The 23,764-nt window shown below is 37.1% G+C and carries 21 protein-coding genes and 1 pseudogene; 7 read left to right on the top strand and 15 right to left on the bottom strand.

The genetic code is table 11. The annotated features are described in order from the left end of the window. Positions 1-209: 209 nt before the first annotated feature. The 5 genes from IGJ52_RS03555 (at position 210) to IGJ52_RS03535 (ending at position 4,167) form a co-directional block, all read left to right on the top strand. Complete coding sequence (locus IGJ52_RS03555; RefSeq protein WP_002355745.1) at positions 210-1,403, top strand: betaine/proline/choline family ABC transporter ATP-binding protein; 1,194 nt, start codon at positions 210-212, stop codon at positions 1,401-1,403. 3 nt (positions 1,404-1,406) lie between these two features. Next, positions 1,407-2,042, top strand: a complete 636-nt coding sequence (locus IGJ52_RS03550; RefSeq protein ID WP_002355744.1) for an ABC transporter permease — start codon at positions 1,407-1,409, stop codon at positions 2,040-2,042. A gap of 2 nt (positions 2,043-2,044) precedes the next feature. After that, positions 2,045-2,965, top strand: coding sequence for an osmoprotectant ABC transporter substrate-binding protein (locus tag IGJ52_RS03545; RefSeq protein ID WP_002355743.1), 921 nt, complete (start codon positions 2,045-2,047; stop codon positions 2,963-2,965). Positions 2,966-2,968: 3 nt separating this feature from the next. After that, positions 2,969-3,631, top strand: coding sequence for an ABC transporter permease (locus IGJ52_RS03540; protein WP_002363261.1), 663 nt, complete (start codon positions 2,969-2,971; stop codon positions 3,629-3,631). A gap of 71 nt (positions 3,632-3,702) precedes the next feature. After that, on the top strand, positions 3,703-4,167 hold the full coding sequence (locus tag IGJ52_RS03535; protein WP_002361333.1) for a GNAT family N-acetyltransferase: 465 nt from the start codon (positions 3,703-3,705) through the stop codon (positions 4,165-4,167). Between the two features lie 35 nt (positions 4,168-4,202). Here the strand turns inward: IGJ52_RS03535 and IGJ52_RS03530 are convergent, their stop codons facing one another. From IGJ52_RS03530 to IGJ52_RS03510, 5 genes are all read right to left on the bottom strand, one after another. Beyond that, entirely contained in the window at positions 4,203-6,026 is a 1,824-nt protein-coding gene (locus IGJ52_RS03530) for an APC family permease (protein ID WP_002379167.1), read from the bottom strand. A gap of 297 nt (positions 6,027-6,323) precedes the next feature. Further along, positions 6,324-7,493 carry a cation diffusion facilitator family transporter gene (locus tag IGJ52_RS03525; RefSeq protein WP_002415904.1) on the bottom strand — a complete coding sequence of 390 codons (1,170 nt, stop codon included), beginning with the start codon at positions 7,491-7,493 and terminating at the stop codon, positions 6,324-6,326. Between the two features lie 220 nt (positions 7,494-7,713). Then, positions 7,714-10,419, bottom strand: a complete 2,706-nt coding sequence (locus IGJ52_RS03520; RefSeq protein WP_010816363.1) for a YhgE/Pip domain-containing protein — start codon at positions 10,417-10,419, stop codon at positions 7,714-7,716. A gap of 120 nt (positions 10,420-10,539) precedes the next feature. Further along, positions 10,540-10,770 carry a hypothetical protein gene (locus tag IGJ52_RS03515; protein WP_002355737.1) on the bottom strand — a complete coding sequence of 77 codons (231 nt, stop codon included), beginning with the start codon at positions 10,768-10,770 and terminating at the stop codon, positions 10,540-10,542. 78 nt (positions 10,771-10,848) lie between these two features. Continuing rightward, positions 10,849-11,601: a tyrosine-protein phosphatase gene (locus IGJ52_RS03510; RefSeq protein ID WP_010715057.1), complete on the bottom strand. Its 753-nt coding sequence runs from the start codon at positions 11,599-11,601 to the stop codon at positions 10,849-10,851. Positions 11,602-11,773: 172 nt separating this feature from the next. Here IGJ52_RS03510 and IGJ52_RS03505 point away from each other — a divergent pair, with 172 nt between their 5' ends. Then, positions 11,774-13,252: a helix-turn-helix domain-containing protein gene (locus tag IGJ52_RS03505; RefSeq protein ID WP_010816362.1), complete on the top strand. Its 1,479-nt coding sequence runs from the start codon at positions 11,774-11,776 to the stop codon at positions 13,250-13,252. Positions 13,253-13,306: 54 nt separating this feature from the next. Here IGJ52_RS03505 and lepB read toward each other — a convergent pair. From lepB to acpS, 7 genes and pseudogenes are all read right to left on the bottom strand, one after another. Next, a pseudogene (lepB, locus tag IGJ52_RS03500) lies at positions 13,307-14,055 on the bottom strand (signal peptidase I). Between the two features lie 57 nt (positions 14,056-14,112). Beyond that, entirely contained in the window at positions 14,113-14,439 is a 327-nt protein-coding gene (locus tag IGJ52_RS03495; protein ID WP_025189176.1) for a hypothetical protein, read from the bottom strand. Then, on the bottom strand, positions 14,420-15,715 hold the full coding sequence (locus IGJ52_RS03490; RefSeq protein ID WP_010816361.1) for a hypothetical protein: 1,296 nt from the start codon (positions 15,713-15,715) through the stop codon (positions 14,420-14,422). Before IGJ52_RS03490 ends, IGJ52_RS03495 begins: the two co-directional genes overlap by 20 nt. A gap of 24 nt (positions 15,716-15,739) precedes the next feature. After that, a complete protein-coding gene (locus IGJ52_RS03485) occupies positions 15,740-16,435 on the bottom strand; it encodes a hypothetical protein (protein WP_010816360.1) in 696 nt (231 codons plus the stop codon). 321 nt (positions 16,436-16,756) lie between these two features. After that, positions 16,757-17,134 carry a type II toxin-antitoxin system PemK/MazF family toxin gene (locus IGJ52_RS03480; RefSeq protein WP_002355729.1) on the bottom strand — a complete coding sequence of 126 codons (378 nt, stop codon included), beginning with the start codon at positions 17,132-17,134 and terminating at the stop codon, positions 16,757-16,759. A gap of 15 nt (positions 17,135-17,149) precedes the next feature. After that, positions 17,150-18,265 (bottom strand): alanine racemase, encoded by a 1,116-nt coding sequence (gene alr / locus IGJ52_RS03475; RefSeq protein WP_010816359.1) that lies wholly within the window; start codon positions 18,263-18,265, stop codon positions 17,150-17,152. A gap of 29 nt (positions 18,266-18,294) precedes the next feature. Beyond that, the gene (gene acpS / locus IGJ52_RS03470; protein WP_002355727.1) at positions 18,295-18,648 is read right to left on the bottom strand and encodes a holo-ACP synthase; all 354 of its coding nucleotides are present in this window, start codon (positions 18,646-18,648) and stop codon (positions 18,295-18,297) included. A 304-nt stretch (positions 18,649-18,952) separates the two neighbouring features. Between acpS and IGJ52_RS03465 the strand changes: the two genes are divergently transcribed. Then, entirely contained in the window at positions 18,953-19,219 is a 267-nt protein-coding gene (locus IGJ52_RS03465; protein WP_016630538.1) for a hypothetical protein, read from the top strand. A gap of 60 nt (positions 19,220-19,279) precedes the next feature. Here IGJ52_RS03465 and cshA read toward each other — a convergent pair whose 3' ends face one another. The 3 genes from cshA to IGJ52_RS03450 all read right to left on the bottom strand — a co-directional run bounded on the left by cshA (position 19,280) and on the right by IGJ52_RS03450 (position 23,652). Next, a complete protein-coding gene (cshA, locus tag IGJ52_RS03460; RefSeq protein ID WP_002355724.1) occupies positions 19,280-20,827 on the bottom strand; it encodes a degradosome RNA helicase CshA in 1,548 nt (515 codons plus the stop codon). Between the two features lie 302 nt (positions 20,828-21,129). Further along, positions 21,130-22,503, bottom strand: coding sequence for a UDP-N-acetylmuramoyl-tripeptide--D-alanyl-D-alanine ligase (locus IGJ52_RS03455; protein ID WP_010816357.1), 1,374 nt, complete (start codon positions 22,501-22,503; stop codon positions 21,130-21,132). A gap of 78 nt (positions 22,504-22,581) precedes the next feature. Beyond that, positions 22,582-23,652, bottom strand: coding sequence for a D-alanine--D-alanine ligase (locus IGJ52_RS03450; protein ID WP_002373496.1), 1,071 nt, complete (start codon positions 23,650-23,652; stop codon positions 22,582-22,584). Positions 23,653-23,764: the final 112 nt, after the last annotated feature.

Genomic DNA, 23,764 nt, shown 5'->3' with positions numbered 1-23,764 from the left:
GGCTTTTTCCCCTTCTCAGAATACTCTTTTTAACATCTTGTTTCGTTCAGACAACTTTTACTAAACAATAGTTGTCTTTTCTTTTTTTTAGAACGAATTAAAAAATTTTTACCGCCTTCTTTTTCCCATTAAAAATAGATTACATTTGTCGAAATCGCATTTTTATAGCATACTAGTAATAAGATACATTTTCAAAATATTTAGTTGAGGTGAGTAAGTTGATAGAATTTCAGCATGTATCAAAATTTTATAAAGGCGGAAAAGTCGCCGTCGATGACATTAATTTGTCTTTCGATAAAGGTGAATTTATCTGCTTCATCGGAACAAGTGGTAGTGGAAAAACAACATCAATGCGGATGCTTAACCGCATGACCGACCCTTCAAAAGGAAAAATTTTAATTGATGGCCAAGATATTCAAAAAATCAATCCTGTAGAGCTACGTCGCCAAATTGGCTATGTCATTCAAAATATCGGCTTGATGCCTCACATGACCATTCGTGAAAATATCGTTTTAGTGCCTAAATTATTAAAAGTACCTGTGGAAGAACGCAATAAGATAGCCGAAAAAATGATTGATTTGGTTGAGTTACCACGAGAAATGTTGGACCGCTATCCCAATGAACTTTCTGGGGGACAACAACAAAGAATCGGCGTTGTGCGGGCTTTAGCTGCCAATCAAGATATTATTCTAATGGATGAACCTTTTGGTGCTTTAGATCCTATCACCCGTGATTCATTACAAGATTTAGTGAAAGATTTGCAAGAACGTTTAGGAAAAACGATTGTCTTTGTTACCCATGATATGGATGAAGCGTTGAAATTAGCAAATAAAATTGCCATTATGAGCGAAGGCAAAGTAATTCAATTTGACACACCAGATAATATTTTACGTCATCCAGCCAATGAATTTGTAGAAGAACTCATCGGAGAAGATCGCTTATTACAAGCCAAACCTGATTTCACCACTGTTGATGAAGTCATGTTAAATTCAGCTATTACTATCACGCCGGAAAAATCTTTACAAGAAGCGATTAAATTGATGCGTGAAAAACGGGTTGATACCTTATTAGTTGTTGATAATTCCCATGTGCTTAAAGGCTTTATCGATGTTGAAACATTAGATCAGCAACGTGGCAAAGCTTCTAGTGTTGGTGATATCTTGAATAAAGATGTCTTCTTTGTTCAAAAAACCGCTCTTTTACGTGATGCTTTACAAAGAATCTTAAAACGTGGCTTAAAATATGTGCCAGTCGTTGATGAACAAAAACGAGTGGTGGGCATCTTAACACGTGCTTCCCTTGTTGACATTGTTTATGATGTTATCTGGGGCGATGAAACAACGATTAGTGAAGCTGTAGAAGCAAAACAAAGCGAGTCCGAAACTGATAAAGAGGAGGCGTAAGCAATGAGTAGCTTCTTTCAAGAATATGGATCAGAAATGATTTCAAAAAGTATTGAACATATTTATATTTCATTCTTTGCACTTTTATTAGGGGTCGCTATCGCTGTGCCCGTTGGCGTTTGGTTAACACGTTTGCCCAAAGTAGCCAATATTGTCATTGGTTTAACAAGTGCCTTACAAACGGTTCCTTCGTTGGCTTTATTAGCTTTGATGATTCCAATTTTTGGTGTCGGCAAAACACCCGCTATTATCGCGCTATTCATCTATTCCCTTCTACCTATTTTAAGAAACACGTATATCGGAATGAAAAATGTCGATGAAAATTACCGAGATGTTGCTAAAGGCATGGGCATGACCAATTTACAGTCTATTTTTAGTGTTGAATTACCCATTGCCATGCCAACAATTATGGCCGGCATTCGTTTAGCTGCTGTCTATGTCATTGCTTGGGCTACACTGGCTTCTTATATTGGTGCAGGTGGTCTTGGTGATATGATTTTCAGTGGATTAAATAACTATCAGCCAGAATTAATCTTTGGCGGGACTATTCCGGTAACTATTTTAGCGCTTTTAGCAGATGTTCTTCTTGGATTATTAGAAAATCGTTTAACGCCAAAAGCTTTAAGGGAGGGCGAATAATGATGAAAAAGAAACTCAAGTTAAGCTTACTCTTCTTAAGTAGTTTACTTTTATTGGCAGGTTGTTCTTTACCTGGTCTCGCTTCAACTTCTGATGATAACACTGTCGCCATTACAGGTGGGATTACTTCAGAAGCGCAGATTTTAGGGAGCATTGTAGCGGATATGGTTGAGCATTACACAGATAAAAAAACAAATGTGATTAACAACTTAGCCACTACTACCATCAATCACCAAGCAATGTTAAACGGAGATGCCTCAATTTCTGCAGCTCGTTATACTGGTACTGACGTGACTACTACGCTTGGTTTACCAGCGGAAAAAGACCCTAAAAAAGCGTTCAATCTAGTTCAATCAGAATTTGAAAAACGTTATCAACAAACTTGGTTCCCTTCATATGGATTTGAAAATACTTATGTATTCTTAGTTACAAAAGAAACGGCTGAGAAATACAATTTAAAAACAGTCAGTGATTTAGGGAAAGTCGCAGACAAATTAGTTGCTGGTGTCGATACTGCGTGGATCACACGTGAAGGCGACGGTTATGAAGGCTTTAAAAAGGAATACAACTTCCAATTTAAATCTATTTTACCAATGCAAATTGGCTTGGTGTACGATGCAGTCAACGCTGGAAAAATGGACGTTATCTTAGGTTACTCAACAGATGGCCGGATTGGTAGTTACGATTTAGTCATGTTAAAAGATGACAAGCGCTTCTTCCCGCCTTATGATGCCGCTCCTGTGGTTAGTGACAAATTATTAAAAGAAACGCCGGAAATCAAAGATGTATTAAATCGCTTAGATGGTAAAATTTCTACCAAAAAAATGCAAGAATTGAACTATCAAGCAGATAATGATTTAATTGAACCTGCTGTCGTAGCCGAACGTTTCTTAAAAGAAAACAACTATTTTGAGGGGGAGTAACAGATGAATAATATGAATTTATTCCAACAATTTATCTACTATTTCCAACAAAATGGCGGCTACGTCTTTCAACAATTTTTACGTCACTTTTTAATTTCGATTTATGGCGTAATCTTTGCTGCAATTGTCGGGATTCCTATCGGGATTATGATTTCACGTAAACGTAGCTTAGCCAACTGGATTATCCGTTTAGCGAACATTATCCAAACAGTACCAGCTTTGGCAATGCTTTCGATTTTAATGTTGGGGATGGGCTTAGGCGTCAACACGGTGGTTGTAACGGTCTTCCTTTATTCTCTCCTACCAATCATCAAAAATACGTACACTGGCATGATTCAAGTAGATCGCAATATTTTAGATGTTGGTAAAGGAATGGGTATGACAAAAGTACAACTTCTTTATATGGTCGAGTTACCTTTATCTGTGTCAGTCATCATGGCAGGTATTCGAAATGCGTTAGTCGTCGCAATCGGGATTACTGCGATTGGTGCTTTCGTTGGTGCTGGTGGTTTAGGGGATATTATTATTCGTGGAACCAATGCCACAGATGGTGCTTCTATCATTTTAGTCGGTGCCTTACCAACGGCCTTTATGGCGATTATCACAGATTGGGTTCTAGGGATTATTGAACGTCGTTTAGACCCAGCTAGCAAACATTCCAATTAATAAAAAATACAGAGCAGATCCAACATTGTTTCTTTTCAATGGGATCTGTTCTTTTATCTAGGAGATCAATAATGTCTAACTATACTATTATCGATTTAAACCAACAGCCACACTTAATTCCGTCAGCTGCTCAATGGTTTAGCCAAAAGTGGCAAATCCCCGCTGAAGCGTATCAAGCAAGTATGCAGGAAATGCTAACTAGCGAAAACCACGTACCACATTGGTGGGTCTGCTTGAATAAGCAGCAGGACATCGTTGCAGGCGTGGGCGTAATTGATAATGACTTCCACAATCGTGCAGACCTTACGCCAAACCTTTGTGCATTGTATGTCGAACCAACATTTCGTCACCAAGGCTTAGCAGGAATTCTTTTAACAACAGTTGGTGATTTTCTTGCTAATTCTGGATTTAAAAAGCTTTATTTGCTTACAGACCATACTACTTTTTATGAAAGATATGACTGGGAATTTTTGACAATGGTAACCACTGAAGAGCAGTCTTGCGCTAGAATTTATCAAAAACAATTACGTCAATAAAAAAAGTCTGCCATCAAAATGGCAGACTTTTTTATTTATTTTTTCAAGTGATAACTATAGGTAGCCACAATAATATTTTCCCGCCACGCTAAACGAATCCGCAAGCGTAAACTTGTTTGGTTATGCAAAATATTTTGCCAACGTTTATTTGGTACAAATTGTGGTACTAAAACTGTTGTACTGTAGTTATGCTTCGTGGCATTTTTACTAACTAAATCAACATAACGTAAGATAGGGTTTTGCAGTGAGCGATACGAAGAATGGACAATTGATAGACGAACGTCTGGGAAGTGTTTTTTAAACTCTTCCTGAATTTCTTTTTCCTTTTCAACGTTTTCATCCATTGAGACATGCATGGCAACAACATAATCACCAATGGAACGCGCATAGTTCAAGGCGCCGACATTTGCCTTGGTTACGTTCCCTACTAAAACAATAACTGTATTCCCGTCAAACTCATGTAACTGTGCCCCATCTTCTAAACGTAGCTGTTCCGCCACATTTTTATAGTGAGTATTGACCCGATAAAATGCATAAATCAACACTGGCATAATAATAAAAAACGGCCAGATGTCCCCTAATCGATAAATAAACAAAATGGCGATAATCGCGAAAGAGATAAAGGCGCCGACAATATTAGCAATTGATTTTGGCAACCAATTTTTAGTTTCTTTTCGCCATTTTACAACCATCCCCGATTGAGACAAAGCAAACGGAATAAACACACCAATTGAATATAATGGGATTAAACGTTCTGTGGAACCTTGGAAAATCAATAATAAAACAATGGAACCAGCAGCTAAAGTTAAAATACCGTTTGAATAGCCTAAACGGTCGCCACGATCCATATACATATGCGGCATAAACTTATCTTTGGCTAAGTTATAAGCCAAAACTGGAAAGGCTGAGAATCCTGTGTTAGCGGCAACCGCTAAAATTAAGGCTGTCGCAAACTGTAATAAATAATATAAAATATTTTGACCAAAGACCGCTTTCCCAATTTGGGAAAGAACTGTCACTTCTTCTTTTGGCACAATCCCATACCAATAGTTAATAAACGTAATCCCCACGAAGAAGAACCCTAAAATCGTTGCCATTAACGCTAACGTCCCAGCAGCATTTTTTGCTCGTGGTTTCTTAAAGAATGGCACTGCATTACTGATTGCTTCAACCCCTGTTAAGGAAGAAGAACCAGATGAAAAAGCCCGTAGAACTAAGGCAATAGAAATTCCTGGAACCACGGCTCCTGGTAAAGCTGTCGCATTCAATGGCTGTGCGCCAGTCACAATTTTAAATAGCCCGACAACAATCAGTAAGGTAATAATTGCGATAAAACTATACACTGGCAACATTAAGAACGAAGCAGATTCTCGCAGGCCTCTCAAGTTCATTAAGGTAATCAATATCACAATCCCAATAGAAATTGCTACTTGATGCCCATATAACGCCGGAATCGCCGATATAATCGCCTCTGCGCCCGCTGAAACTGAAACGGCTACTGTTAGCATATAATCGACTAACAACGAACCACCAGCCAATAAACCGGCATTTCTGCCGAGGTTTTCACTACTAACAACGTATGCACCGCCGCCATGCGGATAAGCATGAATAATTTGTCGGTACGACAATGTTAAAGAAATAAGTAAAATAATAACAAATGCAGCAATTGGCAATGAATACCAAATCGCAGCCGCCGACAAAGTAACCAGAACCACCACTATTTGTTCTGTACCATACGCAATGGATGAAAGTGCATCAGAAGATAACAACGCAAGCGCTGCAAATCTGCTTAATTTATGTTCATCATTTTCGGCTGATTTCAATGGTTTCCCAATGAACAGTCGTTTTAAATCCGCCATTTTTTTCGACTCCTTTTCTCTAGAGTGACCCGCTCACTTTTTTCATTATTTTTTATCAAACAAATCCATATGCTACGCTTCTCACAATGAAAAGTCAATTGATTTATGTTACTGAAAAAGATAAAAAAATCACCATTTTTTTTTAATCAGACACTCATTTACAGTCCCCCGCTTCCTTTATCTTATCAAGAGAATCTAGATAACAAAAGGATTTGCATTCTCTAAACAAAAAAGCGAGAGCTAAAAGTCTATTTGACCTTTTGGCTCACGCTTAAAAACTTAGTTAATTATTCCCTTTTATTGTAACAAGTACGTATGATCGAAGGTAATTTCCACTTTATAACGACCAATTTTTTCATAAACTTGCCGCTGAATTTCCACACCCAGTTCAAATTCAGATAATTTTGATTCTGTAGGTAAAACCAAGTCGAACAAAATCTTCGGTTCTTCACCATAAGTAACTAAGCGGATATCATGGACTTTTAAAGACGCATCAAAAGAACGAATAATCTTTTTGATTGTTTGATGAACAAATTGTTGTGTTGGGTCATACAAATTCACTGGATCAATATGACAAACAAGATTAACATCCAACTCTTCTTTAAACTTCGCTTCAATCGCATCGATTGTCTGATGGGCTTTATTTAAATCCCAGCGATCATCAATTTCAATGTGAACAGACGCAAACGTTTGGCTGGGACCATAATTATGAATCAGTAAATCGTGATATCCTACAATTGTTTCCATTTTTGATAAGACATTTTTCATTTCATCAATTTCTGTTTGGCTCGGACGCATGCCCATCAACTCATTAATAAATTCGCGAATTAACTGCAAGCCACTATAAATAATATATGCAGCAATTAAAAAACCAATATATCCATCAATTCGCAAACCAGTGACGCCTTCAATAAATGCAGAAATCAAAACAGCTAATGTAGTATAAACATCATTAAAACTATCCTTAGCAGAAGCAACTAATGCTTGAGAATCAATTTTTGCTGATACTTTTTTGTAAAACAGCCCTTGCCAAATTTTAATCCCAATTGACAAAGCTAAAACAGCAAATAAAATGGGTGTCACCTTGATTGATTCTGGATGCAGGATGCGATCAACGGAGGTCGTTAGAAACTCAAATCCAATAAACGTAATCACTAATGATACAAGCATTCCACTAATATATTCAAAACGTTCATGGCCATAGGGATGTTCTTTATCCGCTGGCTTACCAGCAATATAAAAACCGACTAATGTTAAAACTGAAGAAATAGTATCGGACAAGCTATTAATGGCATCTGCCATGATTGAAACACTACCTGAAAGCAAGCCAATCATAAATTTACTAACGAATAAAAATAAATTAGAAACAAGCCCAATCCGCCCGGCAAAAGCACCGAATGCTGTTCGTTTTTCCAATTTACGACGTTCAATTTTTTTCTCATATCGTTGAAGCAATGCTTGAATCATTTTACAACCCCTACCCACTTTTTATTTCTTAAAAAAATACTATAAAACCTTTTTATACATTTGTACACAAAAAACCTCACTTTCTGAGGGAGATTTTATTATTTAGCATTGCCAAAAAGTCAAAAGCAAGAGCCCCCAAAACTTCTTTGTTAGGGATGCCTTGAAAATAAAGAAAAACAAAAAGCCGAAAACGCTAGAGACGTTTTCAGCTTTTTGTTTTTTAATGGAATAAATGGCTCTTTTGTGCTAAAGCCGCAAATTTTTTCGATCTGTGTTCCAGATGTGGATAAAGAATTGCACCGCCAATACTAAAGACGACTGAAATCCCCACCATAATCCAAATTGCAAACCAAGCATTTGGCCAGTAAATGCCTCCTGCTGATTCCCTTAGCAAGTTCACGGCATGCGTAAACGGCAAGAACGGATTAATCATTTGGAAGAATTTACCTGAGACTTGAATTGGGTAGTTCCCACCCCCACCAGAGATGGATAGTACCAAGATTATTATCGCAATTCCTTTCCCTACATTGCCAAAGAGAGCAACGAGCACATAAACCATTATCATAAACGTAATGGCAATCAATACAGCAAACCAGACACTATACGCTGGATTACGAACATCTACGCCTAACGCAAAGTAATTACCTAAGGTTACAATCAGTGCTTGACCAATCCCCATGACAATGAAGGTAAACATCCGTGCTGAAAATTGTTCCCGTTTAGAGAAGCGTTTTTTATCTTTTCCTTCGAGATAAACATCCGTTGTCGCAACACTTGAGAATAACACAGCGCCAACCCATAAACACAAAGCTGTATAGAATGGCGTACTTGCCGAACCATTATTAGCAATCGGATAAACAGCATGTTCTTTGACTTCAACTGGTTGTGTAAAGAAGTCACTTTCTTTATTGGCATCTAATTTTAGTAATTTAAGAATTTCACCTAAATCAACTTCTTTTTCACCTTTACGGATTGCATTCGCTGCTTTGTGTAATCCTGTTTTGATATTTGGCCAATCATTAATAATCAGCTCGTTGGCTTTGTCTAAGGCCGCTTCAACATCTGGCATTTTCTCATTGACTGTTTTCAAGGTATTCGTTAAATCTTTTCGGATACCTGGATAGTCATTTTGCATAAAGGCTGCCGCTTTGCTGACTTTGTCTTGAATGACTGGTAAATCGTTTTTATACAAATCAGCACCACGATTAATGCCATTGACAATGGTTTCCATATTGCCATTCAACATCGTATTCGCATCATGAATTTCTTGTTTAATTGCCGGCATTTCGGCTTGATATTTTTCTAATAAAGAAATCGCATTAGTGACCGTTTGACTTGTTGAGCTCAATAACCCTTCAAAGTCAATTTGTTGTGCTTTGTTTAGTTGACCTTGAGCGTTTTGGATGGTACTAGTTAGTTTGTTTAAAATGGTTGAAACGGTATTACTAATTCCGTTTACATCAACACTGCCCACAATATTAGAAATATTAGTTGCCATTGCGTCAATCTCATTTAAATAATTTTGTACTCCAGAGATATCACCCGCTTGGACTAAAGCATTTAATTGATTCAAGCGATTGCTAAAATCTGTTAATAAATCATTTACATGGCTTAATTGAGCAATCGCACCATCTAAGTCATGATTACCAGCATTTTCTTGGAGTTGTTTCATAAACGCAATAATGTCGTTAATTGCTTGCTGTTGCCGTTGGATATTAGTTGTGAAATCTTGTACTACTTCATTAATATGTTGTTTTTCTTCTGGCGTTAACTGTCCATCATCTAACGCTTGACGAATAGTAGCGACTACGGAAGTTGTTGTTGTAGCAACTTGCTGGATAGATTTCAAAGTCACTTCAACGCTATTCGTAATGCTTGGTAACGCCTCTTGCAATTTATTAGCGCCATCTAATGTGACATTCCCTAAATCATTGGCTTGATCACCTAGTTTACGAATATCTGGTAACGCCGTTTGAACTTGTTGAATGATTTCTAATCCTTGTTTTGCTTCTTGGATTCCTTCGCTCATTGTTTGTTCCACAGAGGCAAAGTCTTCATCAATCATAGCAATTTGTCGGCCAGCGTTTTGAATTTCTGGAATTTTGTCTTGTAACGTCAAAATAACACTAGCTTGCTCTTTGATGCTTGGCATTTTGCCATTTAGCTCAACAATCTTCTCTCCTAAAGCATCAACTTCAGGTAAATATTTCATCGCATCGTTGGCTTTCGCTAATTTTTCTTTTAGCTCAGGCATCTTACCATGTAAGTCTGTGACTTGTTTTGCATACGTATCAATGGTTCCAATGTTGGCATCTGTATCTAAAATCATGCTCTTAACTTTTTGAATGCTGACCATGTTTTTATCAATATCATAGCCAATATCATTGAATGTTTTGATTAACGTACTACTTGCCGTTTTAATGAATTCTTCCGAAATTTGTGACTGAATGGAAGAAGCGCCTTTTGACGTAATTTTCGGCGCAATTGCATTAATTTTTTCGTTAATTGAGTATTCAATTTTAGGTTTATTGATATCACCAGAAGTAAAACTTAGCAAATCCTTGGAAAAATCTTTAGGTAAATAAATCCCGGCAAAATATTTTCCTGATTGGACCCCTTTGTCTAATTCCTTTTTCGAATCAACAAAACGCCAACCTAATTGCTTGTTTTTCTTCAAGTTTTTCAAGACTTCATCACCAATATTGACCGATTTATCTTGAAAAGTTGCTGTTTGGTCATCACTATAGACCGCTATTGGTAACTCTCCTGTATTTGAATACGGATCCCATAGTGCTTTAATGTTAAACCATGCATATAATGATGGAATAATCATTAAGGCAACAATCAAAAATGTTGCTACTGGGTTTTTAAAAATTCTTTTCCAATCTAAAATAAATAGTTCCCATGTATTTTTTATATGTTTCATAAAATCACCTGCTTTTTTTTGTGCCTGAATAACTTTAGCATAAAATACAAGAGAATAACAAACAAAAGCTTGAATGTTACGACACATTTTTAAAATGTCGTAAGTTCAAGCTAAGATTGTTTATTTCATATTTTTAGAAAATTCCGAAACGACTTGTTTAACTTCATCAATGGCTTCTGGTTTTAAATAAGCCAAAAGTTTTGGTGCTTTTGTCATCAAGTACATTTTATCTAGTTTGCCTGTTTGTTGGCGTTCAAACATTTCTGCAAGTAGCGCTTGCATTTTTTCTTTTTTATCTTCTTTTGTTCGATCTAGTATGAACGTTAAGAATTGTTCTTGTCCTTCTTTCATTCCCTATCCCTCCTTACAAACAGATTCTTTTCTATTATAAAACTTCTTTTTTAGAAAGGATAGTCCTTTTTTTAGGATCTATGATTTTGTGTACAGACTTAGCATGTCTTTTTTGGCGGATAAAGGTAAGCCGAGTCCCTCTTTTAAATAGCCCTCTACCGAACCAAATTCTTTTTCAATCGCCTGTAAAGCGGTCGCTAAGTACTCTTTTTTCACATAAAGCATCGTTTCTAATTGTTGAATTTCTGCTGAAGAGGTTCCATTTGCTTGATATTGTGCAATAATCTGCTCGTTAGCGGCTTTTCTTTGCTCATTCGTCTTTAAATAATCTTCTAAAATATATGAATGTTCCACACCTAAAGCACTTAATATCAAGGCTGCACCGATTCCTGTTCGATCTTTTCCTGCGAAACAATGAAATAAAATAGCTTCCTGTGGATAACTTAAAAAGTTTTCAAAAAATGTTTGGTAACCTTTGCGGCCCGAATTGGAAAGAACCATCTCTTTATAAGCCATGTCCATTGCTGCATCGGGTGAACCAACCGTTTTAAGCATTCCTTCTAATGAAGCGGTCTGTGCCTGAATATCGGCCAAAATATCTATATGTAAATAGTTGGTTCCTTGAATTGAATCATCTGGTCGTTCTTGCGTTTCTGCTGCACTTCTAAAATCATAAATCCGTTTAATTTGATAATCCTCTACTAGCATCTGTTGATCCTCTTGTGCAACATTAACGAGTTCCCCACTCCGAAAAAAATGCCCTGTCTTGACGGATGTGCCTTGTTTCGTTGGAAATCCTCCGATATCTCTAAAATTCACTACGCTGTTCATATTCTGTCGCTCCTTCATTTTAATTATTTTGTTGTCATTTAAATGCTTTGTTTTTTTCTTTTATTTCTTTTTTTCAATGATAATAAAAAACACTTCAAAAAGCAATCTTTTTATCAGTTGTTTATTGCCATTTTATCATAGATGCAGTATTCTTAAAGAGAGGTGAGCAACGATGTTAAAAAGAGATTTTTTAGAGAAACCTTATGATTATATGAATGATATTTTATTATTCCTATATAATAATAAAGGCCAAGCAACACGAAATGAATTAATAGATTTTTTCAATATTAGTTTACCAACATTGAATGAATACCTTTCTTTTTTAGAGCAATTTTTGAAAGAAGAGCAACTTCAAGAAAGCCTCACCGTGACTGCATTAGGTGATACCCTTTATCTAAACAAAGCACCAACCTTTTCCATGAAATCAATGATCATGTTGTTCTTGGATAAATCTATTAAGTTTCACATGGTCCAGCAGCTCTTCCATAAGAATGAAATAAATGGCGGGTATTTTCAACAGAATTATGCCATTAGCTCTGCTACGTATTATCGAAAAATTGTTGAATTAAATGATTTACTCAATGAGTTTAATTTACGTATCAAACGAGGAAAACTTGTTGGCGAAGAAAAACAAATTCGCTTTTTCTTTTTTAATTTTTTCTGGTTTATCTTTGAAGAAAAAACAGATTTGGAAAAAGAGCTGGCCAATCAATACTTAGGATTAATTGAGATATTACAAGAAATTCCCAGAATTACCTTTGATCATACAGAAATTCTCCAAATTAAACTTTGGATGAAAATTTCTTTTCGTCGCATGGTTTTAGAACCCCTGCCAACGATTAGTCCACAGGATGCCCAACTCGATCGACCTTTATTTGAAGAAATTAATTTATCTATACATACATATATGAAAAGAATCGACCGTCCATATACAAGCAACGAAGCCTATATGTTTTATGACTTTTTTTGTTCCATGCATAATTATTCTGCGAATGCTGCTTTCGCCTTTCGTTTAGCAAAACAACAACGAATCGAAAAAACGTATCTTAACGAAATGAACCGAGTTATTTTAACGTATCTTAAAGCACATGGTTATCTATCTCATTACGTACTGCCTATTCGATTACTTTATATTGAAAATTTACTTTTTCAATTACATGCGCAACTCTACTATTTTTCTGGATTTATTTTACCCTTTGATTATTGGACAATTCAGTCACTTTTGAAAGTCTTACGTCATCCTTTTAGTGAAAGTGAAGTTTACGAATTAGTGGAAATCGCTACAACGAACTTTGCCACAGAAGCCACTATTTCTAAATACCAAAATCAATTTACTGAAATTAATTATACGCTTATTTTGAATCACATTGCTGAATTAAATGAAAAAAAAATAACGATTGGTGTTTATCACTCATTGAGCAGTGCCTATAGTGAGTTGGTAGCACAAAAAATACAACAGAGTATCGCTGGAAAATATCCGCTGAAAATTGAGCCTTACAACGTAGAAAACCATTATGATTTGCTTTTAATGAATACCAATAATGAACAGCTCATTGCCCAGTATGACCATTACTATATTTTTTCGGATATTAGTAATCGTTATGACCTGCAATCAATTGAAAAAATCATTCAATTGTTATTGGGTAAATAACCTCTAATAAGAAAAGCTTAAGTGCCCGACTCTCAGATGGCTGACTTAAGCTTTTTATTTTACTTTCCCTATTTCCTTAAACGGCGCCATTTTAAACACCACGATGCCTTCAATCGTCTTATCTCGACAAAGCCGAACGTACGACTATCACTTGAATGCGTACGATTGTCCCCTAAGACAAAGTAATGACCGGCTGGAATCTTCTGAAATAGGTGAAGTTGGGCTGCTTCTTCTTCTGATAAGTCAAAACGACTGGCATTCTCAGGCAGTGCCTCATTATCGCTTGCTATAGGTTCTTCTGAAAGATAAAGTTTTCCCTCATTTACCCAAATTCGATCACCAGGAACCCCGATAATTCGCTTGACGTACGTACCTTTGTTAGCTAGCGGTGCTTTAAATGCAATCACATCGTACCTTGTTACTTGCTTCGTCCGTTGTACTAAGACTCGTTCCCCTGCGTTAAGTGTCGGCTTCATGGATTGCCCAGCAATTGGGTAGCTAGATGTCTTTAACACAAAAAAGAACACAAAAATGGCGAAAAGAATAGCTGGCATAAAAAATTTAACGACTTGGATGCGTTGTTTCTTTTGGTAGGCTTGCCGCTTTTTTTTAATCTCTTCAGCGGTCATTTTTCTTTGCGGTCCTCTTATTGATCGATGGTTATCTGTTTGCTCAAGCAAATATTCCGTTGCTTTGTTAGTCTTTTGCTTTTTTAGCTGATATGTCGCAGGCAACTTTTGCTTCAAGAAGGCGCGCTTAATGTGGCGAATTGTTCGCATAACTGGCTTTATCCATTCTTCCATCGTTTTCTTAAAAGGAAAAGCTCCTTAAATAAACTTTTCCTTTCTTGCTCCTTTTTTCTATTTGACTAATTGCGTTCCTTTTTTTATATAACTACTACGTAACTGGTTCTCCTTCATAAACTGATTCAGTGGTTTCTGCGCATCTTGTGCCAGCTCCCAGATACTTTGATTTGCTTGTACAAGATATTCGCTCTTCTCTGTTACTATGTTTTTCCTGATAAGCGGTTGCCTTAGCGACTGCTCTTTCTTTGAGACAACAGCAGCCTGTAATCGTTCTGCAGAGCCACTTAGTGTAACAGCTAAAAAAAGGACCCCAAGACAATGTAGTTTCCTTGCTCCCGTTAACTTTTTACTGACCATTTTATTAATAGTTATCTTGTTCAAGACGTGTCAGTTTAGTTAAGCGTTCCTCTAATTCGCGATAAATCTCAAGTACTTCTACTTTTGACGCTTCGACTTCATTCGAAATACTTTTCGCTCGATTACCAATATTTAACATTTCTAATTCTGCAGAATTGATTAGGTGTTTTGCTTCTACTTTCGCTTCATTAACAATCCGATTGGCTTCTTTTTTGGCAGAAACCATCACTTCGCCAATTTCTTGTTGCGATTTTAAAGCCTCTTCTTGTAATTGCTGATTTTTCATTAATAAATCGTTAATTTGCTGTTTTGCGCGTAGCAGTTCTGTTAACTGCTCACTACTCGGTTCAATATTTTTTGAAACGGCTTGTAGTGTCTTCAATTCTTTTTGAACTTGTTCTAAACTGTCCTCTTTGGCCTCTACTTCTTTTCTTAGAGCAGCTAATTCCCCTTCGTAAACTTGCTTTTCAGCAAGATGTTTGTCATTGACACCTTGCAGTCGCCCTAATTTTACTTCCGCTTCATTTTTTTGCTGTAAACTATTTTGAAGCTCATTCTTTAACTCCTCCATGCGTTGTTGCACAATCACTTCTTGTTGGGCAGCCTCTTGTAAGGTTTGTTTTTCGGCTTCTACTTTTTGTAATTGTACAGTTAGTTTTTCAATTTGTTCCTGCAATGCTTGTTGAGTCGTTGTGCTTTCTTCTAATTCTGTCGTTAACGTTTCTACTTGCTTTTCCATTCCTGTAATATCCCCTTTTTTCTCCAACTTTCCTTTTTCTTCTGCTAACTGGTTGTATAATGTCTGGATATGTTGTTGCTGTTCAGCCGATTCTTTTTCTAATTCTGCCACTTGCTGCGTTAATTCACTTTCTAAACGTTCCATTTGATTATGTACAGTGGTTAATTGTTTTTCTGCGTTTTGCAGATTTGTTTGAAGAGTAGTAGCCTCTGTCGTGGTTTCACTGTCTGTTTCCAGTTGCTCTTCCAATTCAAAAATTTCATGTTCTTTTTGATTTAGTGTTTCAAGTAATGCCTGATTTTTTTCTTCTAATGCTTGTTTTTCCGTTTCTTGTTGGTTCTTTAATTGCTCATTTTCTTCTTGAAGTTTTTTAAAGGCTGTTTCTTTTTTCTGATAGTAGGCGAGCCTTTCTCTTAACGTCGCCATTTCTTTTTCCTGTTGTTCTGGTTTGATTCCGCTAATTATTTTTTCTGGTTCGAATCCTGGCTGAAAAAAGACTTCTTTTTCAAGCGTATCATCCGAAATATCTTTAATTTTTTTGATTAAACGTCTTTTTGTCATTTATATGTCCTTTCTCTCGTCCTTTTAACTAATCACGACAGGCTCCAAATTTGTTTCAAGTGTCTCACGAGCATACGTATCAATGGATTTGACAAGGGTTTGCTCTTGATCTCGATAAGTAAAATTAAAATCAATCATGGTAATTTCTTTGACTGAATCCAATGCTGAAATAAGTGCTAAAATATTGTCTTGGGCTGTTTGAAATTCAGGGTAACTTAAGCCAACTGAAAAAACAGACAGTGTCAAGGTTTGTGTTTTTTCACTTCTAATTATTGTGATACTCGTCTCTCCGAAGTAAGGACGCCATTCACGCGCTAATTGTAATTCATAATTAGTCAAGACAGCGGCCGATTCTGTCGAAACAGCTTGCTTCCAGGGAAACTGGTTTAAGGCTGTTTTTTTAATCGCTTGTTTTTTTATTTTGTCACCTTGAGTAGCTTGGCCCTGTGCCAAACGCTCGATCCGCTGTTCCATGCGGATATTTCGTTGATTTAATTGATAATATGTATAAACAATTCCTAACAATAATACGCTAAGTAGACAAACACTAAACAATAAATAAATCATTAAACGACTATTTTTCTGATACTTATAGAAATTTATTTTCCTCTTTAATGTCCTGTCCTCTGAATCCAGTTTTTCGACAAGTAATCGCAAATACAATTGATAGCTTACAAATAAAAATAAGCAACTACTCATTAAAAGTACAACAATCATCATACCAATATAATCTCCTTTATGTCATCACTCAACAATCAAAACTTGTAAAATCACCTGTTACGCTCTTTAAAAACTCTATATAGTATTGATTGTAACATTCCGTTTGAGCCTTGCCAACAACTTTATTTAAAATAAGATGATAAAAATTTGAATTTTATATTTATATTTTAATTTTTTAAATACAAAACAAAAAAACAAGAGAGATGCCACTTGGCTATCCCTCTCGCTTTTACTCAAACTATGTTTAGCAAACCAAATTCAATCAGTTGCTTTTTCAAAAATCCAATTCGTCTTTGTTGATTTCATAGTAGCTATCGTTCTTTATGTAGCTGAATTTGCTTTTGCTGGGGCTGAATCGCTACTAAGTCCAACACTGATGCCTAAGGCACGATCAACTTCTTCCATAATATCAAGTCTCAAATGACAAACTTTTTCTTTCAAGCGGCCCTTATCGATTGTTCGAATCTGCTCTAAAAGAATCACTGAATCTTTTTCAATGCCTGTTTCATCAGAATTAATCCCGATATGTGTTGGCAATTTTGGCTTTGCCATTTTGGCTGTGATCGCCGCAACGATAATCGTTGGGCTAAAATGATTACCTAAGTTATTTTGGACAACAAGGACAGGTCTGACGCCACCTTGTTCCGAGCCCACTACTGGGGAAAGGTCTGCAAAATAAATATCTCCGCGTTTGACCATAGTGGAACCTCCTATCTAGTTATATTCTCTGGGGATTCTTTGTGAGAAAGTACATGCAACTTCATAATGAATGGTTTCTAATTTTTCGGCTACCATTTGTAACGTATTTTCTTCATTGCCATCTTTTCCAACTAATGTAACGACTGAGCCGACAGGAACTTCTTCTGCTAAACGAATCATACATTGATCCATACACACTCGTCCAACGATTTCGCAACGCTTGCCATTCACGAGCACTGTAAATCCTTGGAGATGACGCAACCAGCCATCTGCATAACCGATTGGCACTGTCCCAATCCACTCTTCGGATTCAGTCACGTAGGTTTCGCCATAGCCAATTCCTTCGCCAGCCGCTAAGCGTTTTACATGGATGAGTTCACTGGTCAACCGCAAGGCCGGCTTTAACGCATAGCTTGGGGCCAGCTTATTACCTGAAGGGTTCAACCCATACATGGCTACACCATAGCGAATCATGTTTCCTGGCACATCAGGATGCCATAACGCTGTCGCACTATTGCTAACATGGACATACTGAGGTAACTCTTCTAAAACTGCTAGAACAGCCTTAAAACGCCCTGCTTGTTTTTCAAAATAGCTTGTATCGATTTCATCAGCTGTTGAAAAATGAGTGAAAATCCCTTCCCATAAAAATTCTTTGTGGGATTGAACAAACCGCACTGCTTGCTTAGTCTCTTCTGGGGTTAAAAAGCCAATCCGTCCCATGCCAGTATCGACTTTTAAGTGAACACGTAATGGCGTGTTACTCTCAGACGTTAGTTGTTGAAGAGCAGCTTCTAACCATTCTTGTGTAGCTACCGTTACAGACAAATCATATTGAATCAACAAAGGCACATAAGCTAAGTCTACCACACTCAAAATTAAAATGGGGTCCTGAACACCTGCTTCTCTCAATTCAATTGCTTCATCCAATAAGGCGACACAAAAACCTGTCGCGCCACCTTTTTTCGCCGCTTTGGCGGTTTCTACGGCGCCATGCCCATAGCCGTTCGCTTTTACAACCGCAAATAAAGCAGTTCCTTCTGGCAAACGTTGACATTCATTTTGGACATTTTCAGTAATTGCTTGCGTATCGATATGTAACCGTGTAGGACGATGCCATCCAACGACCATTGTACATCCTTCTTTCTTCGTTGCTTCTGTTATTCGCTTTCTAAAACAATTTGTGCAATCGCCATAGTATCTGTGTGCGTAATCGAGACAAACACTTTACCATTATGGGGCGAGTTTGCTACGTACGGTGCACCTGTTTTTTCAGTCAGCACCTCAATATCTTGTAAACCAACTTTGCCAATCCCTGTGCCCCATGCTTTAGAGAACGCTTCTTTACAAGCAAAACGACCAGCTAAAAATTCTATTTGACGTTTTGTAGATAACTTTTCAAAAAGGGTCAATTCGTTAGGTGTTAAAACCCGTTGAATAAACGATCCTTGTTTTTCAACAATCGGTTTTATCCGACTTAATTCTACTGCGTCAATACCAATTCCCTTTATCATTTTCCGCCTTACTTCCTATTTAATATAGTTACTCCGAATTACCTTTCATTTTAACAAAATTTCAAAATTTTTCCACTGATTCGCTAAAAAAATAAAGAATGTTTTACAAGATCCTCACACAAATTGAAGTACCATACGTTTTCTTCCTATTTACATTTTTATAAAATTTTTCTGAATTTTTATAAAAGTAAGACAACAACTAAGAAGTATCGGAAAAAAATCAGGAAACTAAGCGGATGTTCTGATATTTTATAGCAAATTTTGGCTACTTATGGGAGAATAAAAAGAAAAAGGAGAAAAATGTATGACTTTAACTTCTCGGCAAAAAAAGTTACTTCGTTGCGCCCTATTTATTTTTACTTTGTTGCTCTACATATTTCCAATCTTCTTTAAAAATCCCAGCCTATTTTTTCTCTTGCAACTGGTTTGGATTATAACCATTCATTTGCTACAACAAAAACTGAAACTCTTCAATCTAACTTCCCCGTTGAAAACTTGGATAATTTTGGCGTTTTTCTTTTTCTATATCATTTTGATGCCTTTTTTACTTTTTTTAAGTTTTTCTATTTAACGATTATCTACAAAAAAAGAGCGAGTGTTCCGTTCATAGACGGAACACTCGCTCTTTTGATTATTTGGCGTTTTCGCGAATGACGAAACCACGTTTTTTATCGTTATGACGTTTGCCGCCACGTTGATCTTTATTTTTGCGGTCGCTATTTTTGTAATTACGGTCGCCATCTTTATGGTTTTTGTTGCCACGATAGCTGCCACCTTTACCATTGCCACCACGGTTACGATTACGGTTGTTACCACCGCCACCACCACGGCCATTTTTGTTAAAGCCTTTTTTATTTGAAGGCAATGGTCGTTCTGGGGTAATTTTTACAGGAACCGCATCTGCTGGATCTTTCGCTACTGTTTTTAATAATAACGCAGCTAAGTCTGTCGCTGAATATTTTTCTAATAACGCTTCAGCAGATTCTAGATATTTGTCTAAACCATTTTCTTCTAGATCACTTTCGATGGTTTCAACAGCTGCACTTAATTGTCCTTTAAATGCTTCTTTTTCGGTTGGTGGACGTAATGGTGTCATCCGTTTTTTCGTTAGGTTTTCGATGACATGTAAGTAACCCATTTCGTTTGGTGTTACAAACGTCACAGACATACCACCTTTACCAGCACGACCTGTCCGACCAATACGGTGAACATAACTTTCTGGATCTTGTGGAATATCGTAGTTATAGACATGGGTGACACCTGAAATATCTAACCCACGTGCTGCTACATCTGTTGCCACTAAGATATCTAAGTTACCATTTTTGAATGAACGTAAAACGCTCATCCGTTTTTGTTGTGATAGGTCGCCATGGATGCCTTCTGCTTTGTAACCACGCGCTTCTAACCCGCGGGCAAGTTCATCAACACGGCGTTTTGTCCGACCAAAGACAATGGTCAATTCTGGGGTTTGCACGTCTAGTAAACGTGTCATAATGTCAAATTTTTCAAAGTCTTTTGAACGTACATAATATTGATCAATTAAATCAGCCGTCATTTCTTTGGCTTTAATCTTCACATGTTCTGGTTGTTTCATGAATTTCACGCCAATATTCTTGATTGCTGGCGGCATAGTTGCTGAAAATAGAAGTGTTTGACGTTGTTCTGGCACTTGTGAGATGATTTTTTCAATGTCTTCCAAGAAGCCCATATTTAACATTTCATCTGCTTCGTCTAAAACTAATGTTTCAACAGTTTCTAATTTCAAGGTACGACGGTTAATATGGTCTAGTAAACGTCCTGGTGTACCTACAACGATATGTGGACGATCTTTTAGTCCACGAATTTGGCGACCGATATCAGCCCCACCGTAAACGGCTTGGACGCGAATCTTTTTATCGCGGCCTAAACGGAATAACTCTTCTTGTGTTTGGATAGCCAACTCACGGGTTGGTGCAATGACTAATCCTTGAATAACGCGGTTGTCTGCGTCAATTTTGTTAAGCATTGGTAAGCCAAAAGCAGCGGTTTTCCCTGTTCCTGTTTGTGCTTGTCCGATTACGTCTTTTCCTGCTAACGCTAACGGAATTGTTTCTGATTGAATAGGGGTTGCTTCCTCGAAGCCTGCGCGTTCTACCGCTGATAATAATTCTGGCGCTAAACCAAGTTCTTTAAATTTCAAATGATATCCTCCTAGATTTTGTTTCGGAAAGAACGATTTCTTCCTAGTTTCAGGTGTCTTCACTTTCAGTTGTTAAAAAGAAATCCATTATAGTGTGCCAACTATTTCTTCTTTCCTGATTTCACCGAAAAATTCACCTTATGGCATTAGAAAAGCCAAACGTGGTCGTTCAGCTTCACATTTATTATTAAACATAGAAATAGATCTATTTTATTTACTACGATTCAATTTTTCTCGTCATCTTCCGGCAATAGGTCATTCTATCATAGAATCCTATTTTCAGCAAGTTTTATGAAACTTATTTACTTTTCCAAAAGTGCATCGATGACTTCACGAAGTCCCATCCCGTTACTTCCCTTTAAAACCACCATGTCTTCTGGCTGTAAGACTTTTTTGACAGCTTCAATCAACTCATTTTTTTCTTCTTTTTTAAAAGAATGAATGTTAGCTGGTGCATAGGTTTCTTGCAATTTATCAGCTAAATAAGCCATTTCAGAACCATATAAAAAGACTTCTTCAATCGCATCTGAGGCTAAATGCTGCGCCATTGCTTGATGCATGGCAGCAGAATCAGGACCTAATTCCAGCATGTCTCCTAAAACAGCAATTCGTTTTCCTACTTTGGACATTTTGCTAAAACTGTCCAGAACAAGACCCATAGCTGTCGGATTGGCATTGTACACATCACTTAAAATTTCGGCCCCATTCGCTGCTTTCAGCCATTCTGTCCGATTCTTTGTTAGTTCCGCTGTAGCCAACCCTTTTTGAATCTCACTATCCGTTAATTGGAAATACCGACCAATGCCAATTGCGATTAATGCATTGGTGACATTATAGGTTCCTGGCACTGGAATCGTAAACGTCATTTGTGTATCACTGATTTTGAATGAGGTTTGCTCTTTGGCTTCATTTGTGACGATTCCTTGAAGTTGACTTTCCTGGCTAAAACCAAAAGTAATCACTTGTTGCGTGACTTTTTCCACCAATGGTTCTAGCAAAGGTTCATCGCTTGGCACAAATAAACTACCGTCTTTGGCTAAACCATCTACGATTTCCATTTTTGCTTGTGCAATGCCTGCTCGTGAGCCTAAATTTTCCACATGAGCTTCGCCAATCATTGTGATGGCGGCAACTTCTGGCTGAGCCAGATTGGAAAGGAAAGAAATTTCCTGAGCGTGATCCATCCCCATTTCTAAAATCAGTTTTTCTGTTTCATCAGGCATGTGTAAAATAGTATAGGGTAAGCCAATTTGATTATTGTAATTGCCTTGCGTTTTGTAAGTCACAAACTTTTCAGATAACACAGCAGCAATCAAATCTTTAGTGGTGGTTTTTCCATTACTGCCAGTCACAGCGATGACATTCGGTTGCATTTTATTTAAATAATAGGTAGCTAATTTTTGCATAGCAACCAGTGGATCAGTAACATGCAAAACAGGCAATTGTTGCGGTGCATCGACTAAATCCTGTCCCCAAAAAGCGGCCTGACAGCCATTAGCCATGGCACTCTCAATAAAACGATGACCATCATTTTCACCTTGTAAAGGAACAAAGAGATTTCCTTTCACAATTTTACGACTATCAAATTCAATGCCTGTTAAAGGAAAATCAGGCCATTGTTGCCAATCATTACTGGCTTCAACCGCTTGCGCTACTTCCCAGAAGGTTAATTTCATTATGTTTTGCTCCTCTGACACAGGGACTGGGACATGCCAAAGTCTTGTCATGTCCCAGTCTTGTGTGATTTTTTCTTCTTAGTTATTATAAAATTCTTGGCGTTGTTTAAAACGATTCAAAGCTAACTGAATCAATTCCTCAATTAAATCACTGTATTTCAAGCCCATATTTTCCCATAGTAAAGGGTACATACTAAAGTCAGTAAAACCAGGCATGGTGTTCAATTCATTCAGGAATAATTCGTTTTTGCTTGTTAAGAAGAAATCACAGCGACTTAAGCCACTTCCATCTAACATAATATACGCTTTTTTAGCGTATTCTTGCGCTTGATGGGCTACTTCTTCTGGAACATGCGCTGGGATTTGCATTTCAATCGTGTTATTGATGTATTTTGCATCATAATCATAGAAAGCGACATCTTTCACCACTTCACCAGGTAAAGTCGTACGGACATCTTCATTTCCTAAAATGGCTACTTCAATTTCACGTGCTTCAATCCCTTGTTCAACAATTGCTCGTGCATCATAACGGAAAGCTTCTTCCAATGCTTCTTGCAATTCTTCACGATTTTCCGCTTTGCTAATTCCGACACTAGAACCCATATTGGCAGGTTTAACAAAGACCGGATAGATTAAAGAACCTTCACATTTTTCAAAGACTTCTTTTGGATTTCCTTTCCAGTCACTTCTTAAAACTGGCACGAATGGTACTTGTGGAATGCCAACAGTTTGTAAAAGATATTTCGTCATGATTTTGTCCATTGCGTTAGCACTAGCTAAGACACCTGCGCCCACATAAGGCATATTAATGGTTTCCATGAATCCTTGAATTGTTCCATCTTCGCCATTTGGTCCATGTAAAACAGGGAAAACAATCGCTTCTTCTTCATAAATTTCCGAAGGACTGATTCGTTTTCCTGAAAATTCGCCTATTTCTTCAGGTGTTTGTGCCCAAGTTAAATGTAAAACTTCTTTATTTTGTGGTCGTTCAGATAAGAGAGGGCCTTTTACCCATTGACCATCTTTACTAATAAAGACTAACTGTACTTGATAATATTTATAATAGATTGCATTTAAAACGGAATATGCAGACAAAACAGACACATCGTGCTCTTCACTTCTGCCGCCATACAACAAAATAATCTTCAAATGCTTGTCCTCCTAGTTTCTTTCCTGTCTTTTAGAAAAAATTATTTTTCAAATTATCCTTACTTATTTTAGCATAAAACCCAGTTTCATAATAGAAGCAAATTTAGTGAAG

This window comes from Enterococcus sp. DIV1758, from assembly GCF_051711985.1.
Classification (GTDB): domain Bacteria; phylum Bacillota; class Bacilli; order Lactobacillales; family Enterococcaceae; genus Enterococcus; species Enterococcus faecalis.
This window is presented reverse-complemented; position numbering and strand designations above follow the sequence as displayed.

Bases quoted from the DNA above. Each gene is read 5' to 3' on its own strand.
- acpS (WP_002355727.1), bottom strand. From the start codon at position 18,648: ATGATAAAGGGAATTGGTATTGACGCAGTAGAATTAAGTCGGATAAAA.
- IGJ52_RS03480 (WP_002355729.1), bottom strand. From the start codon at position 17,134: ATGGTCAAACGCGGAGATATTTATTTTGCAGACCTTTCCCCAGTAGTG.
- IGJ52_RS03540 (WP_002363261.1), top strand. From the start codon at position 2,969: ATGAATAATATGAATTTATTCCAACAATTTATCTACTATTTCCAACAA.
- IGJ52_RS03505 (WP_010816362.1), top strand. From the start codon at position 11,774: ATGTTAAAAAGAGATTTTTTAGAGAAACCTTATGATTATATGAATGAT.
- IGJ52_RS03525 (WP_002415904.1), bottom strand. From the start codon at position 7,493: ATGATTCAAGCATTGCTTCAACGATATGAGAAAAAAATTGAACGTCGT.
- IGJ52_RS03510 (WP_010715057.1), bottom strand. From the start codon at position 11,601: ATGAACAGCGTAGTGAATTTTAGAGATATCGGAGGATTTCCAACGAAA.
- IGJ52_RS03515 (WP_002355737.1), bottom strand. From the start codon at position 10,770: ATGAAAGAAGGACAAGAACAATTCTTAACGTTCATACTAGATCGAACA.
- IGJ52_RS03535 (WP_002361333.1), top strand. From the start codon at position 3,703: ATGTCTAACTATACTATTATCGATTTAAACCAACAGCCACACTTAATT.
- IGJ52_RS03465 (WP_016630538.1), top strand. From the start codon at position 18,953: ATGACTTTAACTTCTCGGCAAAAAAAGTTACTTCGTTGCGCCCTATTT.
- alr (WP_010816359.1), bottom strand. From the start codon at position 18,265: ATGGTCGTTGGATGGCATCGTCCTACACGGTTACATATCGATACGCAA.
- IGJ52_RS03485 (WP_010816360.1), bottom strand. From the start codon at position 16,435: ATGATGATTGTTGTACTTTTAATGAGTAGTTGCTTATTTTTATTTGTA.
- IGJ52_RS03545 (WP_002355743.1), top strand. From the start codon at position 2,045: ATGAAAAAGAAACTCAAGTTAAGCTTACTCTTCTTAAGTAGTTTACTT.
- IGJ52_RS03530 (WP_002379167.1), bottom strand. From the start codon at position 6,026: ATGGCGGATTTAAAACGACTGTTCATTGGGAAACCATTGAAATCAGCC.
- IGJ52_RS03550 (WP_002355744.1), top strand. From the start codon at position 1,407: ATGAGTAGCTTCTTTCAAGAATATGGATCAGAAATGATTTCAAAAAGT.
- IGJ52_RS03520 (WP_010816363.1), bottom strand. From the start codon at position 10,419: ATGAAACATATAAAAAATACATGGGAACTATTTATTTTAGATTGGAAA.
- IGJ52_RS03490 (WP_010816361.1), bottom strand. From the start codon at position 15,715: ATGACAAAAAGACGTTTAATCAAAAAAATTAAAGATATTTCGGATGAT.
- IGJ52_RS03455 (WP_010816357.1), bottom strand. From the start codon at position 22,503: ATGAAATTAACCTTCTGGGAAGTAGCGCAAGCGGTTGAAGCCAGTAAT.